The sequence below is a fragment of the Bacteroidota bacterium genome (genome assembly GCA_017303975.1).
Taxonomy (GTDB): Bacteria; Bacteroidota; Bacteroidia; order JAFLBG01; family JAFLBG01; genus JAFLBG01.
Window position 1 is genome coordinate 143,273 of sequence record JAFLBG010000003.1, and the last position, 14,591, is coordinate 157,863.

Here is a 14,591-nt window from a genome sequence, read left to right on the forward strand (position 1 = left end):
ATATTATTAATCCCCCGTCAAGTAGTTTTCGATAAATTATTCACAGTCTGGGGCGGTGGAAAAATTTTAGCACTTTTGGTTTGTCAACTGTTGCAACTTTTTTTATCATATTAGATAAAATAGAAGTTGAATGTTCGTCTTTATAAATCAATGTGTTTATCCCATTTTCTTCAATAAACTTCTTTGCGTTTTCTTCAACAAAAATTTCGCAATCAAAATTTTCATCAGGAATAGTTATGGAGTTTTTAGCGATGTGTGGCAAGCCTACTAAACGCTTTACTATTTCTTTTAAATCGTTAACATCCTGCACGTAGGCTCTTTTCTTTTGATTTTTTAATTCTTCAATTACCATGGTGGAAACTGTAAGTACTACATCACCTGCTAAACCATTTTCATTTATAAAACTGTTTAGTTCCTCATAAGCTTTACCAAAGGAGAACTTACTATATGCAACCTCTTTACCATGCATTTCTCTTAGTACGTTGGTGTCAAAAACGATTAATGTTTTTAGCTTATAGCTCATTTACTTTCTTTTACGCGCTCAAGAATTTGTTCGATATCATTTATTATTTCATTGGTAATAACATCGGTAATTTTGTTTCTGTCGTTTCCGGTTAATGCTTGATGGTACAATTTTTTTAAAAAGGGTTGTTGGTTATTATAATTTACCAAAACAAAGCTATAATGGTATTTATCAATTTTGAATGAAAGCGTGTGCGAAAAATTTCCATATTCGGTACCTGCTTTCTTAAAGCCATCTAATCGTACTTGAAAACTAAATTCGAAAATGTTTTTAAGGTTTTCTTCTTGTTTCCAAAATCTATCCACATCATCCAGATTACTGAAATTATTATGGCTGCAATGCCAATGAAAACTTTTAGAATAAAAATCCTCTTCAAATACTTTTACTTTATTAATAATCTCCGTGTATAGTACACGTAATCCGTTTTTATACAACTGGCTTAATATTTCAAAGGTTGCAGGAGTTTGTATTTCATCTGTTTTTATGCTTTTTATTTTTTCTTTGATGGCTTGTAAGCGTAAATCTACTGGGCTTTGAGCTTCCTTTATCTCTTCATCTACACGTTGTTCAATTTCTTCAATGCTTGGCAATTCACCTTGTATGTTTTCAGGTAATCGTTTCGCAATTTTGTATTCAGCAATGCCAATGGGTTTGCTTGTATCACGCAGTGCATACTCTGCCACAATTTTATTATTGGTTTTACAGAGTATTAAGCCAATGGCGGGTTCATCATGCTCTCCTTTTAGTTGGTCATCGGCTAAGCCCAGGTAAAGATTCATCTTACTCACATATTCGGGTTCAAACTCGCCAATCTTTAATTCAATAATAATGTGCCTGCGTAATTTTGTATGGTAGAAAAGGAGGTCGACAAAAAATTCACGTCCTCCGGCATCAAATCTTTTTTGACGTCCCATGAAAGCAAAACCAGCGCCCAGTTCCAGTAATACTTTGGTGACATGCGTCATAAGGGCATCTTCCAAGTCTCTTTCTTTGGCTTTTTCGCCTAGCATTATAAAGTCAAAGTTGTATGGATCCTTGAAAACTTGCTGTGTTAGTTCACTTTGATATGCGGGCAGGGTGCTACTGAAATTATTGACCAATGCACCCTGTGTTTTATGTAATCCACCTTCTATTTGGTGTACCATAGTATTTCTACTCCATCCGTTTTCTACTGTTTTTTGAATGTAAAAATTTCGGGTAGTGGTATCCTTTACTTTGTCCAGCAAGGTTATATGGTGGTACCAGCTCAATTTTGCAAGTGCCGCTTGCAAAAGTATATCTTGCTTATTTTCAGTAGTTTCTAATTTTGCAAGTGGTGCTTGCAAAATTGCAGCTGGCTGCTGCACAAATGCAGGATAGGCTAAGGAAAAATCGCGCATATAGCGTAAATTTCGGGGGGAAAGCCCTTTCATTTCCGAAAATTCGGCTTTTAAATCGGTAGCCAATTTATCTATAATTTTTCCACCCCAGCCAGCCTGTTGTTCTTGTTCTGCTATTGCATTTCCAATTTCCCAATAAACGGAAAGCAACTCGTTATTTACAGCTAATATGGCTTTTTGCTGAGCGGTTTTTATTTTTTCCTTCAGCTTCTGAAGCAGCTCACCATATTGAATTAGTTCCTTACTAGCCATATCCAATTTTATTCAAGTTTGCTTTTATGCTCTTATCAAGTGTTTGTGCTTTTTGCATTTTGTAGTCCAATTTAGAGTTCATTTGATGTCGGCTGTGTCGTCCGCTCCGCTTGCACCTAACTTGCTTATACCCCTAACAGTATCAGAAATATCCACTTTTACTATCGACCGCATTTATACCACCGATGGAATGCTTAATGGGGCATTGGTTGCTTTTATTTTTCCAAATCCTCCATACACATTTGTTACATGTTCAAAGCCTTTTGCTTTAAGCATAGATGCCGCAACCATAGAGCGGTAGCCACCTGCGCAATGTATCAGGTAGTTGCCTGTTTTGTTGAGTGTATCCATAGTGCTATTTAACGTTGCCAATTCTGCATTGTGTGCATTGGTTACAAAGCCTTGCTCAAATTCTGATGGTTTTCTAACATCCAATATTGTTGCTGTTGCGTCTGTTGCTTGTACAGCAAACTCTTCCGGAGTAATTGATTTTATTGTATCTGTAGCTTCGTTGGCATTTTTCCAGGCAGTAAATCCTCCTTGCAAATAGCCTTTTATATTTTCGAACCCAACACGTGTTAGGCGCGATATCGATTCTTCTTCTTTGCCTTCGTCAGCAACTAGTACCAACGGAGTTTGAATGTCAATAACTGTTGCAGCCCAAATAGCGTACGATCCGTTCAACCCCACGTTAATAGCGCCTTTTACAAATCCTTTTTCAAAATCGTCAGCGGTGCGTGTGTCTAAAACCGTAGCACCGTGTTGCATCGCAGCTTTAAAATCAGCTACAGACAATGGTTTTATGGTTTCTTGTAAAAGAGTATCAATATTTGCATACCCGTTTTTATTTATAAAAGCATCTTTGAAAAAATACGCAGGAGGTGCTGTAAGCCCTGTGGTGATTGCTTTTATAAATGCTTCGCGTGTCATATTTTGCAATGCATAGTTATTGGTTTTTTGATGGCCAATAGTGCTAAAGGTTTCTTTGCCTATGTTTTTTCCGCACGCAGAGCCGGGCCCATGCGCAGGATATACAATTACATCGTCTGCCAATGGTTTTATTTTTGTGTTTAGCGAATCGTACATCATAGATGCCAATTCCTCCTTGGTCATTTTGCCGTCCAACAAATCAGGTCGGCCAACATCGCCTACAAACAAAGTATCTCCTGTAAATATGCAATGCTCTTTTCCGTTTTCGTCCAGCAATAAGTAGCATGTAGATTCGGGTGTGTGCCCCGGTGTGTGCAATACTTTTAGTTTAAGTTTACCTACCGTAAACACTTCATTGTCTTTTGCGGTGTATGTTTTGTAGTTGGTTTCAGCTTGTGGACCAAAAACAATAGTAGCTCCTGTTTTGGAGGCCAAGTCAATATGTCCCGAAACAAAATCGGCATGAAAATGCGTTTCAAGCACAAATTTTAGTTTTGCTTTTCTGGCATCTAGTTTTTTAAGATAAGGTGCTGTTTCTCTTATGGGGTCAATAATTACAGCTTCTCCTTCCGATTCAATATAATATGCAGCTTCTGCCAGGCAATTGGTGTATAATTGTTCTATGTACATTGTAATTTGGTTTAGTTGTAAGTCTGCAAATTTACCGTTTATATCTAAAAAAGGTAGGTAAATGCAGTATTTCAAAATTTATATTTTAGTGCCTTTTCGATGATTTTGCGTTAATTGTTTGATAATTAGCTGGTTGGGTATTGGTGTGTTACGAGTGCTGATAGGCTTAATTTTTCGTAATTCGATTATTTTTCCTACATTTGCGCCTCATTTAAACAAATTATTAACAATTAAAAACTGAGAAAAAAATGGCAAATCAGTATGAAACCGTTTTCATTATGACTCCCGTTTTGTCTGAAGAACAGGCAAAGGAAACGGTAACTAAGTATCGCAAGGCCTTAAAAGACCTAGGCTGCAAAGTGATACACGAAGAGAACTGGGGATTGCGCAAATTAGCGTACCCAATTCAAAAGAAATCAACAGGATTTTACCACTTACTTGAATACCAAGGGGAAGGTTCTGTAGTAGCAGAGTTGGAACTTACGTTCAAGCGTGACGAAAGAATTCTACGTTATTTAACAATTGCATTAGACAAACATTCTATTGCATATAACGAGAAAAAACGTGCAGGCAAAATGAAAAAGCAAGAAGCTGCTACTGCTTAAGAACAATCTAAATTAAATTCAAAAAAATTAAAATCTAATTACAATGGCTGACAACACAAGCGAAATAAGATATTTAAATCCTCCGACAGTGGATGTTAAAAAGAAAAAATACTGTCGTTTCAAAAAAAGTGGAATTAAATACATTGACTATAAAGATCCTAATTTCTTATTGAAATTTGTAAACGATCAAGGTAGATTATTGCCTAGAAGAATTACAGGTACTTCTTTAAAGTATCAACGTAAAGTTTCTCAAGCAGTAAAAAGAGCAAGACACTTATCGTTAATGCCTTATGTGGCCGATTTATTAAAATAAAATTGAAAAACAAATTACAATGGAAATTATTTTAAAACAAGATGTAAATAAACTAGGCTCAAAAGATGAGCTAGTTAAAGTGAAAGCCGGATACGGTAGAAATTTCCTTATTCCAAAAGGATTGGCTATTGTAGCGGACGAAACGAATAAAAAAATTCTTGCCGAAACAGTTAAGCAAAGAGCACACAAAGAAGAAAAGTTAAAAACTGCTGCGCTTGCTAATGCCGAAACTCTTAAAAATATAGTTATAAAAGTAGCTACTAAAGTAGGAGAAAAAGGTAAAATATTTGGTTCGGTAACATCTGTTCAAATTGCTGAAGCTATGAAGAAGCAAGGATACGATGTAGAAAGAAAAAATATTAATATGAACGAAAATGCAATTAAAACAACAGGTACTTATACTGCCGATGTTAAGTTGCACAAAGAAGTTATTGTAAAAGTAAACTTCGAAGTAGTTGAAGAATAAATAGTATTCTACATACCTAAAAAGAACGCCTCTGAAATATTTCAGTGGCGTTCTTTTTTATGAAAAATTCTATTGTTTAATTATATCCACTAAAGCGCAACAGTTTTACTTCTCCTTTTTTGCTGTACGTGGTTTTTCCTAAGCAGTTCGATTTGTATTTTAATGTCCAATAATAAATACCCGCAGGGGCAACTTTTCCTTTTACAGTACCATCCCATTTTATAATTGGGTCTTTTGATTTGAAAACAGTTTTTCCACTGGCATTAGTAATTTTTAAATCAAAATAGTCGATGTTGTCTATGATGTAATCGAATATTTCGTTAAAGCCATTGTTCTTAGGAATAAAATCTGTAGCCGGAATAAAAATAGGTTTGCCTTTTAATTTTAGTTCAATCGTATCTGTAACATGGCAATTGTTGTCGGAAATTCGAAGCCAGTATTTTCCCGATTTCATTGCCTTAAGCTCTGGTCCTTTTGCTCCGGTGCTCCAGGTGTAGTCTTTTGCCTTAATGCCGCTGTATAGCATTAACGATGTATCACACAGGGAGGTGTCGTTTCCTAAATCTAATTTTAAAGAACTGGGTTTGGTAAGCAATATTTTTATACTATCTATTTGCGAACACGAACCATGCGTAGTTTTAAGCCAGTAGATGCCACTTTTCTTCACCGCAATAGCTTCTCCGTTTTCTCCGTTCGACCATTGGTAATTATCTGCTTTTATGTTTGATTCTAAAAAATAAATATTGGTGCAAACGGTGGTGTCTCTTCCTAAATTTAGCTTGTATTCGTTATTATAATTTTCTACAAAGCTAGGTAGTCCAAAGGTGCAATGTCTGTTTGATAAATCAATTTTAGCATGTCGGTATTTACAAGCTATTCCTCTGGAGTTGGGACTTTCAATAACATCAAGATAGGTGTTTCCGGTGGCTATGTATATTTTCCCATCAGGTCCTAATTGCATGGAAGAGTGTCGCTGTTTTTTATTTACACTTACTGCAATAGCCGAACTGCTTATTACCTTGGCGCTCAAATCTAGTTGATACACAAAGGATGGCTCTGCATCTACCGAAACATACAACTTAGTATTGTTTGGCGAAAAACAAACGCCATACGCTGTGCCTTGCACACTAATAGGTACAGGGTTCGTTATTTGCCCCGAAGAAGGATTAAAATTAAACAGCTCCACATTATTATTTTTTAATTTATTTATAGCACATGCCAAACGTGTGCCATTGTAGGAAGCTACCAACATGCCAATTGACTCCGAGTTGTTGCCACTTCCGTAATCTTTATGCACAAGTCCTACCTTTGATATAACGGGGGCTTTTATTCCAAATTCAGTTACCAAATAGCTGTAAAAGTGATTGCTATTCCATTGGTGTGTAACTATCCATACGTCCTTGCCGTTGCAATGATTTATGGCGACAAGCTTTTCGGTTGTTGGTGCAATTAATTGTTGATTTTTTATGGTAACATCGCCTCGCCCATAATTTAAATTCATGTTTACCATTGAGTAATTTAAGCCACTTGCTTCTCCCTGTTCATCAATTGTAAATATGTAAAAGGTTTTATTGTCTCCGGGTTTTTGAATAATTACAGCAGATTGTGTAGAGGAATAGCCACCTGCTAGGTCAACCCCATTGGGCATTTGTTTATTTGTTTGGTCGTACACTTTTCTTCCATCTGTATAAAATAGAAGTTTTCCATACCGGTTGGTTGCAACTGCACAGCCTTCATTGGTATATAATTCGCCATTTACAAGCGGAATTACTTGTCCTTGCGAAAAATCGATACCCGCTCCATTTCCAAAATACCAAATGTTTTTATGTTTTTGCGAACTACTTTCTTTAGTAATAAATAATACCAAAAAGGCTACCGTAAATAGTCTTCTAATGCAAGCGAAATATGTTGTGATGCTTTTATTCACAATCAAATGGTTACTATTTCTAGATTTATTATTGCAGGGTATATGCGTTTTGTAACTATCTTTAAATTAACGCTGACAAATGTATTATTTTTGAGGCATGTAATAAACAATGTACACACTTTATAAAAAGGAAATATTAACATTCTTAAACTCATTAATTGGCTACATTGTTGTAGGCGTATTTTTGCTTTTCAACGGGCTAATGATTTGGGTTTTGCCGTTCGAAACTAATTTGTTGGACTATGGCTATTCTACCCTAGATTCCTTATTTATAATTGCACCTTGGGTTTATTTGTTTTTAATACCGGCAATAACCATGCGCTCTTTTGCCGATGAAAAAAAAGCAGGAACCATAGAGTTTCTCCTTACAAAACCAATTTCGGAATTGCAGATTGTGCTTGCTAAATTTTTTGCGAATGTTACGTTAGTAGTTTTTTCATTGCTTCCTACACTTATTTATTTTTATTCTGTTTACCAATTAGGCAATCCGAAAGGCAATATTGATACAGGCGGAATGTGGGGTTCCTACATAGGCTTGTTATTATTAGGCGCTGCGTATGTTTCTATTGGTGTGTTTTCTTCATCTATTACAGACAATCAAATTGTAGCGTTTATAATTTGTATTTGCTTGTGCTTGGTTATGTGTTATGGATTTGAAACAATATCAGCATTTGAATTTTTGGGCAAGGTAGATGATTTTATTCTGTCGTTGGGAATAAATGAACATTACAAATCGCTGAGCAGGGGAGTAGTAGATACGCGGGATGTTATTTATTTTTTTAGTGTAATAGCTTTGTTTACACTGTTTACTAAAACCGTACTTGAAAGTAGAAAATGGTAATTTGTGAATGAACAAATGAAACGTAAAAACAAACAACATGATTTACTAAAACTGGTGCTACTATTTGCAATAGTAGTGCTGTGTAATATTATTTCTAAGTACGTTTTTTATCGTTTTGATTTAACTTCCGAAAAGCGCTACACACTTGCGCCTGCTACAAAAACGCTATTACAAAACGTTGATGATATTATTTATGTAAAGGTGTATTTAGAGGGAGAATTTCCTGCTGGTTTTAAAAGATTGCGCAACGAAACACAATTGTTGCTCGAAGAGTTTAGGGCAAGTGCAAACGATAATATTGAGTATGAATTTGTAAATCCATCAGCCAGCACCGATAAAACGGAGCGAGAGAATGTGTATAGACAGCTTTACGAAAAGGGTCTAATGCCAACTAATTTAGAGGTAAACGAAGAAAACGGAAAATCTGAGCAAATTATTTTTCCGGCTGCAATGGTTACCTACAAAGGCAGAGAAATGCCTTGGCAGTTGTTGAAAAATCAAATTGGTGTTCCTCCGGAAATGGTTTTAAACAACTCTATTCAGTCGTTGGAATATGAATTTGCAAGCACCATTCGTAAATTAAATGTTCCGTTAAAACCACGGATTGCATTTACCGAAGGGCATGGAGAGCTCGATACACTTGCTGTTGGCGATATTGTAAAATCGCTTAAAGAATACTATGATGTGGAGCGAGTTGCGCTAAATGAAAATTTAGCATCGCTGATGGATAGAGATTCAAGTGGAAACGGTGTTTACACTGTAAGGCCCAAATACAAGGCCATTGTAGTTGCCAAGCCCGATTCTGCCTTTTCTGATAAAGATAAATTTGTGCTAGATCAATTTGTGATGAACGGTGGAAAAGTATTGTGGCTGCTGGATATGGTATATACCAATTTAGATAGCTTGTCGCGAGGAAATACAATGGGACTTAACAACGGAATGAATTTAGAAGACTTGCTTTTTAAGTACGGAGTGCGAATCAATCCGAATTTGGTGCAAGATATGCAATCGTCTGCAATACTTGTAAATAAAGCGTTGGTGGGCAATCAACCTCGATGGGAAATGGAACCGTGGATTTTTAATCCATTGTCATTGCCCAGTACCAATCATCCTATTGTGAAAAATTTGGACGTTATAAAGTTTGAATTTGCTAGCACCATCGATACGCTTACCAATAAAGAAATTCGAAAATCCATTTTGCTTACTACCTCAAAGTATGCAAGAACCGTTAATACACCTACACGCATTTCGTTAGCTATGGTAAATATTAAACCTGACGAACGAAAATTTAGAAATGCATTTTTGCCAATGGCAGTTTTATTAGAAGGTCAGTTCGAATCTGTCTATAAAAATAGATTGACTGCTGCCATTAAGCAAAGCAAGGAAATTGCATTTAAGGAAAGCAGTAAAGAAAATAAAATGATTGTTGTGGCAGATGGTGATGTAATTAAGAATGTGGTGCAGCGTTCTACCGGAAATATTTATCCATTAGGGTATGATTTAACAACCCGTCAGACGTATGGAAATAAAAACTTTGTACTGAATTGTATTGATTATTTATGCGATGATTCGGGGCTTTTAACTGTAAGGTCGAGAGAGGTTACCCTGCGTTTGATGGACAAGAAAAAAGTAAAAACGCAAAGGATGCAGTGGCAAATTGTAAACACTGCTTTTCCGGTTATGTTAGTTTTGGTTGTAGGCGTAGTATTGTATTTTATTCGTAGAAATAAATTTGCTAAATAATGATGTCGAAAAAAAATATTTTAATTTTTGTTGCCACATTTTTGTTGGGATTGGTAGCAACTTGGTTGATTATTACCAAATCTTCTAAAAGTACAATTAGAAAGGAGTTGAGAGATTTTGCTGTTGCAGATACTGCTTCTATCACAAAAATATTTCTTGCCGATAAAAAAAACAACAGTGTTCTTCTCGAAAAAATTAATGGGATATGGATGGTAAATTCTAAATACTATGCTCGAATGGATATTATGAATACGTTGTTAACCACCGTTAAGTCATTAGAAGTTCTAAACCCTGTTGGCAAAAAGGCGCAACCCAATATTATTAAAACATTAGCAGCGCATTCTATTAAAGTGGAGATTTATCAAAACGATAAACTTACTAAATTGTATTATGTGGGAGGAGAAACTGCAGATCAAGAGGGTACTTACATGTTGCTTGCCGATCCTGAAACGGGCGAGAATTCTACTATGCCTTTTGCCATGTTTATTCCGGGGTTTAATGGATATTTAACTACTCGCTATTTAACTATCGAGGACGATTGGCGCGACAGAGCGGTGTTCAAGTATTTGCCAAATAATATTCGTTCGGTAAAAGTTCAGTTTGCAGAAGATGCAGAACAATCTTTTGAAGTAAAAAATGATGGCAACAATTCATTTTCTGTTGTTGAGTTGCAAACGCAAAAGCCTGTTGCCAACTTCGATACCATTGCTGTAAAACAGTATTTAAGCTATTTTCAAAACATTCACTACGAAGCGCTTGCCAATAATTTTGCAAAAAAGGATTCTGTTTTAGCAGCGCCACATTATGCCATTATTTCGGTAACGGATAATAAAAACAGCGTAAATAAAATTAAGCTGTTTAAAATGACTGCCGAGAAAGGGAGGGTAAATGTATATGGAGAACCATTGAAGTATGACCCGGATAGATTATACGCTTTGCTAAATGACGGAAAAGAATTTGCCGTGATACAGTATTTTGTTTTTGGTAAACTTATGCCTGAAATAAATTATTTTAAGAAAAAATAATTTATAGCGTTTGATTATCAGGTTGTTATTGCAGCTTTAACTTTTACGATAATCTTAAATAATACTATTTAATTTGTATTTTAGCCACAGTTTTTAAAGACACTAATTTTAATACTATTTATACATGAAATTTATTGTATCAAGTTCGACCTTACTTAAAAATCTTCAATCTATCTCCGGTGTTTTGAGTACCAATAACACCCTGCCAATACTTGATAATTTTTTATTTGAAATTGAAAAAGGGCAGTTGAAAATTGCTGCATCCGATTTGGAAACAACCATCGTTACAACCTTGGTTATTGAATCAAAAGATTCCGGAAATATTGCTGTGCCTGCAAAATTGCTATTGGAAACACTTAAAACTTTTCCGGAGCAACCGCTTACATTTCATATCGATGATAAAAAATTTGCGATTGAAATAAGTTCCGATTATGGTAAGTATAAGTTGGCCGGTTATTCAGGCGAAGAATATCCAAAAGCTCCTGAAATGCAATCTTCTTCATCAATTGAAGTAAATGGAAGTGTGCTATCTACTGCAATAAACAAAACATTATTTGCCGCAGGGAATGATGATTTACGTCCTGTAATGTCCGGAATGTTCTGTCAATTGTCCGAAGAAAGCGTAACCTTTGTAGCAACGGATGCGCACAAATTAGTTCGATACAGAAGAACAGATGCTAAATCTAAGGCAGCCTCTTCGTTTATATTGCCCAAAAAACCAATGAATTTGTTGAAGAATATCGTTGGGGCAAATGATGTAGTTAAAGTAGAATACAACAAAAGCAATGCATCGTTTACATTTGGTGCAACTAATTTAATTTGTAGATTAATTGATGGTAAGTATCCTAACTATGATGCTGTTATTCCTCAGAATAATCCGAATATTTTAATAGTAGATAGAAATGCATTTTTAAGTTCATTGAAAAGGGTGTCTATTTTCTCTAATAAAACTACCCACCAAGTTCGTTTAAAAATTGCTGGTAATGAATTAAACATTTCTGCAGAAGATCTTGATTTTTCTAACGAAGCAAGCGAACGATTGACTTGTCAATATGCAGGAGAGGATATGGAAATTGGATTTAATTCACGTTTTATAATTGAAATGTTGAACAATGTAACTTGCGAGGAAATTGAATTGCAAATGTCTGCTCCAAATCGTGCATCGCTTATTCTTCCTGCAAAGCAAGATTCGAATGACGAACATTTACTTATGTTGGTTATGCCGGTTATGCTGAATGCGTAATAAAAATAAAATAGAATGTTTTGTTAATAAAGCCTCGTCATTTGATGAGGCTTTATTGTTAGTGTTCTTTTTATTTTTTCTGTATAGCTGCAAATCGCCAGTTTACAAAGAAAGGGAAGCTGTTGCCGTTGAGCGTACTATTGATTCTGTAAGTGTTGTACCGCAAACCAATTTTAAGATAGATACACTGGCGCGGCTAGAAAAATATTTTATTGATTTAGGTTTGGTGAATGTTTCCACCTTGGATAGTACTATTCAAAAGCAATTGAGGTATTCTTCGTTCAGCAATGTACTTGAAAAAGATTTGTACGGAGGATTATCGGAAGTTTACTTAGAAACTGAAACTGCTGCAAAGCTTGTGCTGGCAAACACTTTTCTACAGCAAGAAAATCCACAGTTGCGTCTTTTGATATGGGATGCAGCACGCCCGGTATATATTCAAAAATTGTTATGGGATTCGTTGCATACAAAAATGGGGCATAACCAGCAGTATTTATCGCATCCCTCCAAGCACTCGCTTCACAATTATGGAGCAGCAGTCGATTTGACATTGGTTGATACGGCAGGTAATTTATTGGATATGGGAACAGATTTTGATTATTTTGGAGCACTTGCTGAACCCACGAAAGAAGCGGAGTTGTTGGCCGCTAAACTGCTTACACTAGAACAAATAACTAATAGGAAAATATTGAGAACTGCAATGCAAAAAGGTGGCTTCTCTGCCATTCCTAGCGAATGGTGGCATTTTAACGCATGTTCAAAAACCTATGCTGCGAGTAAGTATAAACTAATCAACTAATTTTTGTTGCTGTTAATGCAAATACCATCGGAATTTTATTCCCAAGGTGAGTTATTCTATATTTCTTCGGTTCAAATTCGGTTGTATTTGTAAAGCAATTGTGTGGAGAGTAATCAAACTCTTCGAACGATTCTATTTTGAGCCCATTCGCAATTAAACTAGTTAGCACTTCTGATGTGCTGTGGTTCCATGTTACAAACTCTTGTTTAATTGGAGCAGAGCGGTCTGCATAGGTTCCAATTTCTGTTTCAATGATAGCACCGGAGTTGAAGTAATTGTATTGTACAGTTTTAAAATCGTTATCAAACATCCATACTACCGGATGAAACTCCGCGAAAATAAATTTTCCTTCCAGCTTTAGGTACGTTGAAATTAATTGAGCCCATTTGTTTAAATCAGGCAACCAGCCTATAGTTCCGTAGCTTGTAAAAACAATATCAAATTTTTCTGTAAGGTGTTTAGGTAAATCGTAAATATTGCAGCAAATAAATTTACACGATGTTTGGGTTTCTTTTGCCAATGAGGTAGCGGTGTCAATTGCAATGTCAGACAAATCAATTCCGGTAACCTGTGCGCCAAGTCTGGCAAGGGAAATAGAGTCTTGTCCAAAATGGCATTGTAAATGTAAAATGCTTTTTCCTTTTATGTCTCCCAGTAGTTTTAATTCTATTTCATTTAACGATGAAGCTCCTTTTAAAAACCCGTCCAAATCGTAAAATGCCGATTTTACGTGGTATCCGGTTCGTTTGTTCCAAGATTCTTTATTTTTTTCTATGTAGTTTAATTCGTTTTCCAATTGTTTACGTTTTTTTAAATTCTATTTTCTGAATTTTTCTGTTTGCTCAAAAACATGTGCAAATATTTTTTGTTCCACCTCATCAAACTTTTTCCCTCTGCGCTCGTACACACGCTCTGCTGTTTCTATTGCATCCTTAAGTCTGTATGTTGTAATTCCGGCCGCACCTCCCCACGAAAAGCTTGGTAGGAAATTTCTAGGAAATCCTGCTCCAAAAATATTTGCACTTACACCAACAACGGTACCTGTGTTAAACATAGTGTTTATGCCACATTTAGAATGGTCGCCCATTATTAATCCGCAAAATTGCAGTCCGGTGCCAACAAATTTTTCTTGTGGATAATTCCAAAGTTTTACTTCGGCATAATTATTTTTTAAATTAGAATTGTTGCTATCGGCTCCTATATTGCACCATTCGCCTAATACAGAGTTTCCTAAAAATCCATCATGCCCTTTGTTCGAATAGCCAAGTATCACACTGTTTGTTACTTCGCCCCCAACTTTTGAGTACGGACCAATAGTAGTTGGACCATATATTTTTGCCCCCAGCTTTAATGCACTATGCTCACACAAAGCAAGTCCCCCGCGCACAATACTTCCCTCCATAATTTCAGCATCTTTTCCAACATAAATTGGGCCGCTGGACGCATTTAGAATAGCGCATTCTACAATAGCACCTTCTTCTAAAAAAATATTCTCCGGTTTTATTACTTGATTTGTTTTGCTAATTGGTTGGGATTTTCTGCCCTTGGTAAGTAACTCAAAGTCCTGTAAAAGTTGTTCTCCGTTTTTTGAGAAAATATCCCATAAATTTTTAATAATAGTAGGCTTGAAAGTGCATTCAATTTCTGAAATTGTTAGATAGTCAGAATTGATATTAATGCACTCTGCAACGGTAATTATTTTTCCATCGTGTTTTAGTACAAGCCTTTCAGCTTCTTTTAATTTTTTTACTTCCGAAACCAATTCTTTTGTAGGGCAAATAGCGCCATTTATATAAATGACTGCACTGTCTTTTTCAAATGCCGGAAATTTTTCTTTTAAATAATCTTCCGTTTTATAATAGATAGAATCACTAGAAAGATGTCTTTTCCACTTTTCGGAAATTGTTAATATTCC

General features: G+C 35.7%; 14 protein-coding genes. 8 read left to right on the top strand and 6 right to left on the bottom strand.

Annotated elements, in window-relative coordinates:
* Positions 1 to 40 precede the first annotated feature (40 nt).
* The 3 genes from J0M08_02315 to J0M08_02325 form a co-directional block, all read right to left on the bottom strand.
* Positions 41 to 523 carry a hypothetical protein gene (locus J0M08_02315; protein ID MBN8701868.1) on the bottom strand — a complete coding sequence of 161 codons (483 nt, stop codon included), beginning with the start codon at positions 521 to 523 and terminating at the stop codon, positions 41 to 43.
* Entirely contained in the window at positions 520 to 2,154 is a 1,635-nt protein-coding gene (locus tag J0M08_02320; GenBank protein ID MBN8701869.1) for a DUF1016 family protein, read from the bottom strand. The genes J0M08_02315 and J0M08_02320 overlap by 4 nt, the downstream gene beginning before the upstream one ends.
* A 174-nt stretch (positions 2,155 to 2,328) precedes the next feature.
* Positions 2,329 to 3,714 (bottom strand): MBL fold metallo-hydrolase, encoded by a 1,386-nt coding sequence (locus tag J0M08_02325; GenBank protein ID MBN8701870.1) that lies wholly within the window; start codon positions 3,712 to 3,714, stop codon positions 2,329 to 2,331.
* A 248-nt stretch (positions 3,715 to 3,962) separates the two neighbouring features.
* Between J0M08_02325 and J0M08_02330 the strand changes: the two genes are divergently transcribed.
* The 3 genes from J0M08_02330 to J0M08_02340 are packed head-to-tail and all read left to right on the top strand — an operon-like array spanning position 3,963 to position 5,098.
* Positions 3,963 to 4,319: a 30S ribosomal protein S6 gene (locus tag J0M08_02330; protein MBN8701871.1), complete on the top strand. Its 357-nt coding sequence runs from the start codon at positions 3,963 to 3,965 to the stop codon at positions 4,317 to 4,319.
* A 43-nt stretch (positions 4,320 to 4,362) separates the two neighbouring features.
* Positions 4,363 to 4,632, top strand: coding sequence for a 30S ribosomal protein S18 (locus J0M08_02335; GenBank protein ID MBN8701872.1), 270 nt, complete (start codon positions 4,363 to 4,365; stop codon positions 4,630 to 4,632).
* Between the two features lie 19 nt (positions 4,633 to 4,651).
* On the top strand, positions 4,652 to 5,098 hold the full coding sequence (locus J0M08_02340) for a 50S ribosomal protein L9 (GenBank protein MBN8701873.1): 447 nt from the start codon (positions 4,652 to 4,654) through the stop codon (positions 5,096 to 5,098).
* Between the two features lie 76 nt (positions 5,099 to 5,174).
* On the opposite strand, the gene J0M08_02345 is transcribed toward J0M08_02340, so the two are convergent.
* Complete coding sequence (locus J0M08_02345) at positions 5,175 to 7,025, bottom strand: gliding motility-associated C-terminal domain-containing protein (protein MBN8701874.1); 1,851 nt, start codon at positions 7,023 to 7,025, stop codon at positions 5,175 to 5,177.
* 109 nt (positions 7,026 to 7,134) lie between these two features.
* Here J0M08_02345 and gldF point away from each other — a divergent pair, with 109 nt between their 5' ends.
* The 5 genes from gldF (at position 7,135) to J0M08_02370 (ending at position 12,676) form a co-directional block, all read left to right on the top strand.
* Positions 7,135 to 7,866: a gliding motility-associated ABC transporter permease subunit GldF gene (gene gldF / locus J0M08_02350; GenBank protein ID MBN8701875.1), complete on the top strand. Its 732-nt coding sequence runs from the start codon at positions 7,135 to 7,137 to the stop codon at positions 7,864 to 7,866.
* 15 nt (positions 7,867 to 7,881) lie between these two features.
* Positions 7,882 to 9,609 carry a gliding motility-associated ABC transporter substrate-binding protein GldG gene (gene gldG, locus J0M08_02355; protein ID MBN8701876.1) on the top strand — a complete coding sequence of 576 codons (1,728 nt, stop codon included), beginning with the start codon at positions 7,882 to 7,884 and terminating at the stop codon, positions 9,607 to 9,609.
* A complete protein-coding gene (locus J0M08_02360) occupies positions 9,609 to 10,634 on the top strand; it encodes a hypothetical protein (GenBank protein MBN8701877.1) in 1,026 nt (341 codons plus the stop codon). Before gldG ends, J0M08_02360 begins: the two co-directional genes overlap by 1 nt.
* A gap of 124 nt (positions 10,635 to 10,758) precedes the next feature.
* The gene (gene dnaN, locus J0M08_02365) at positions 10,759 to 11,877 is read left to right on the top strand and encodes a DNA polymerase III subunit beta (GenBank protein MBN8701878.1); all 1,119 of its coding nucleotides are present in this window, start codon (positions 10,759 to 10,761) and stop codon (positions 11,875 to 11,877) included.
* Positions 11,870 to 12,676, top strand: a complete 807-nt coding sequence (locus tag J0M08_02370) for a M15 family metallopeptidase (GenBank protein MBN8701879.1) — start codon at positions 11,870 to 11,872, stop codon at positions 12,674 to 12,676. The genes dnaN and J0M08_02370 overlap by 8 nt, the downstream gene beginning before the upstream one ends.
* Here the strand turns inward: J0M08_02370 and J0M08_02375 are convergent.
* The gene (locus J0M08_02375) at positions 12,669 to 13,472 is read right to left on the bottom strand and encodes a methyltransferase domain-containing protein (GenBank protein MBN8701880.1); all 804 of its coding nucleotides are present in this window, start codon (positions 13,470 to 13,472) and stop codon (positions 12,669 to 12,671) included. The two genes, J0M08_02370 and J0M08_02375, sit on opposite strands and share 8 nt — an antisense overlap.
* 21 nt (positions 13,473 to 13,493) lie before the next feature.
* Positions 13,494 to 14,591, bottom strand: a 1,098-nt coding sequence (locus J0M08_02380) for a GlmU family protein (GenBank protein MBN8701881.1), incomplete at its 5' end; no start/stop codon positions are given.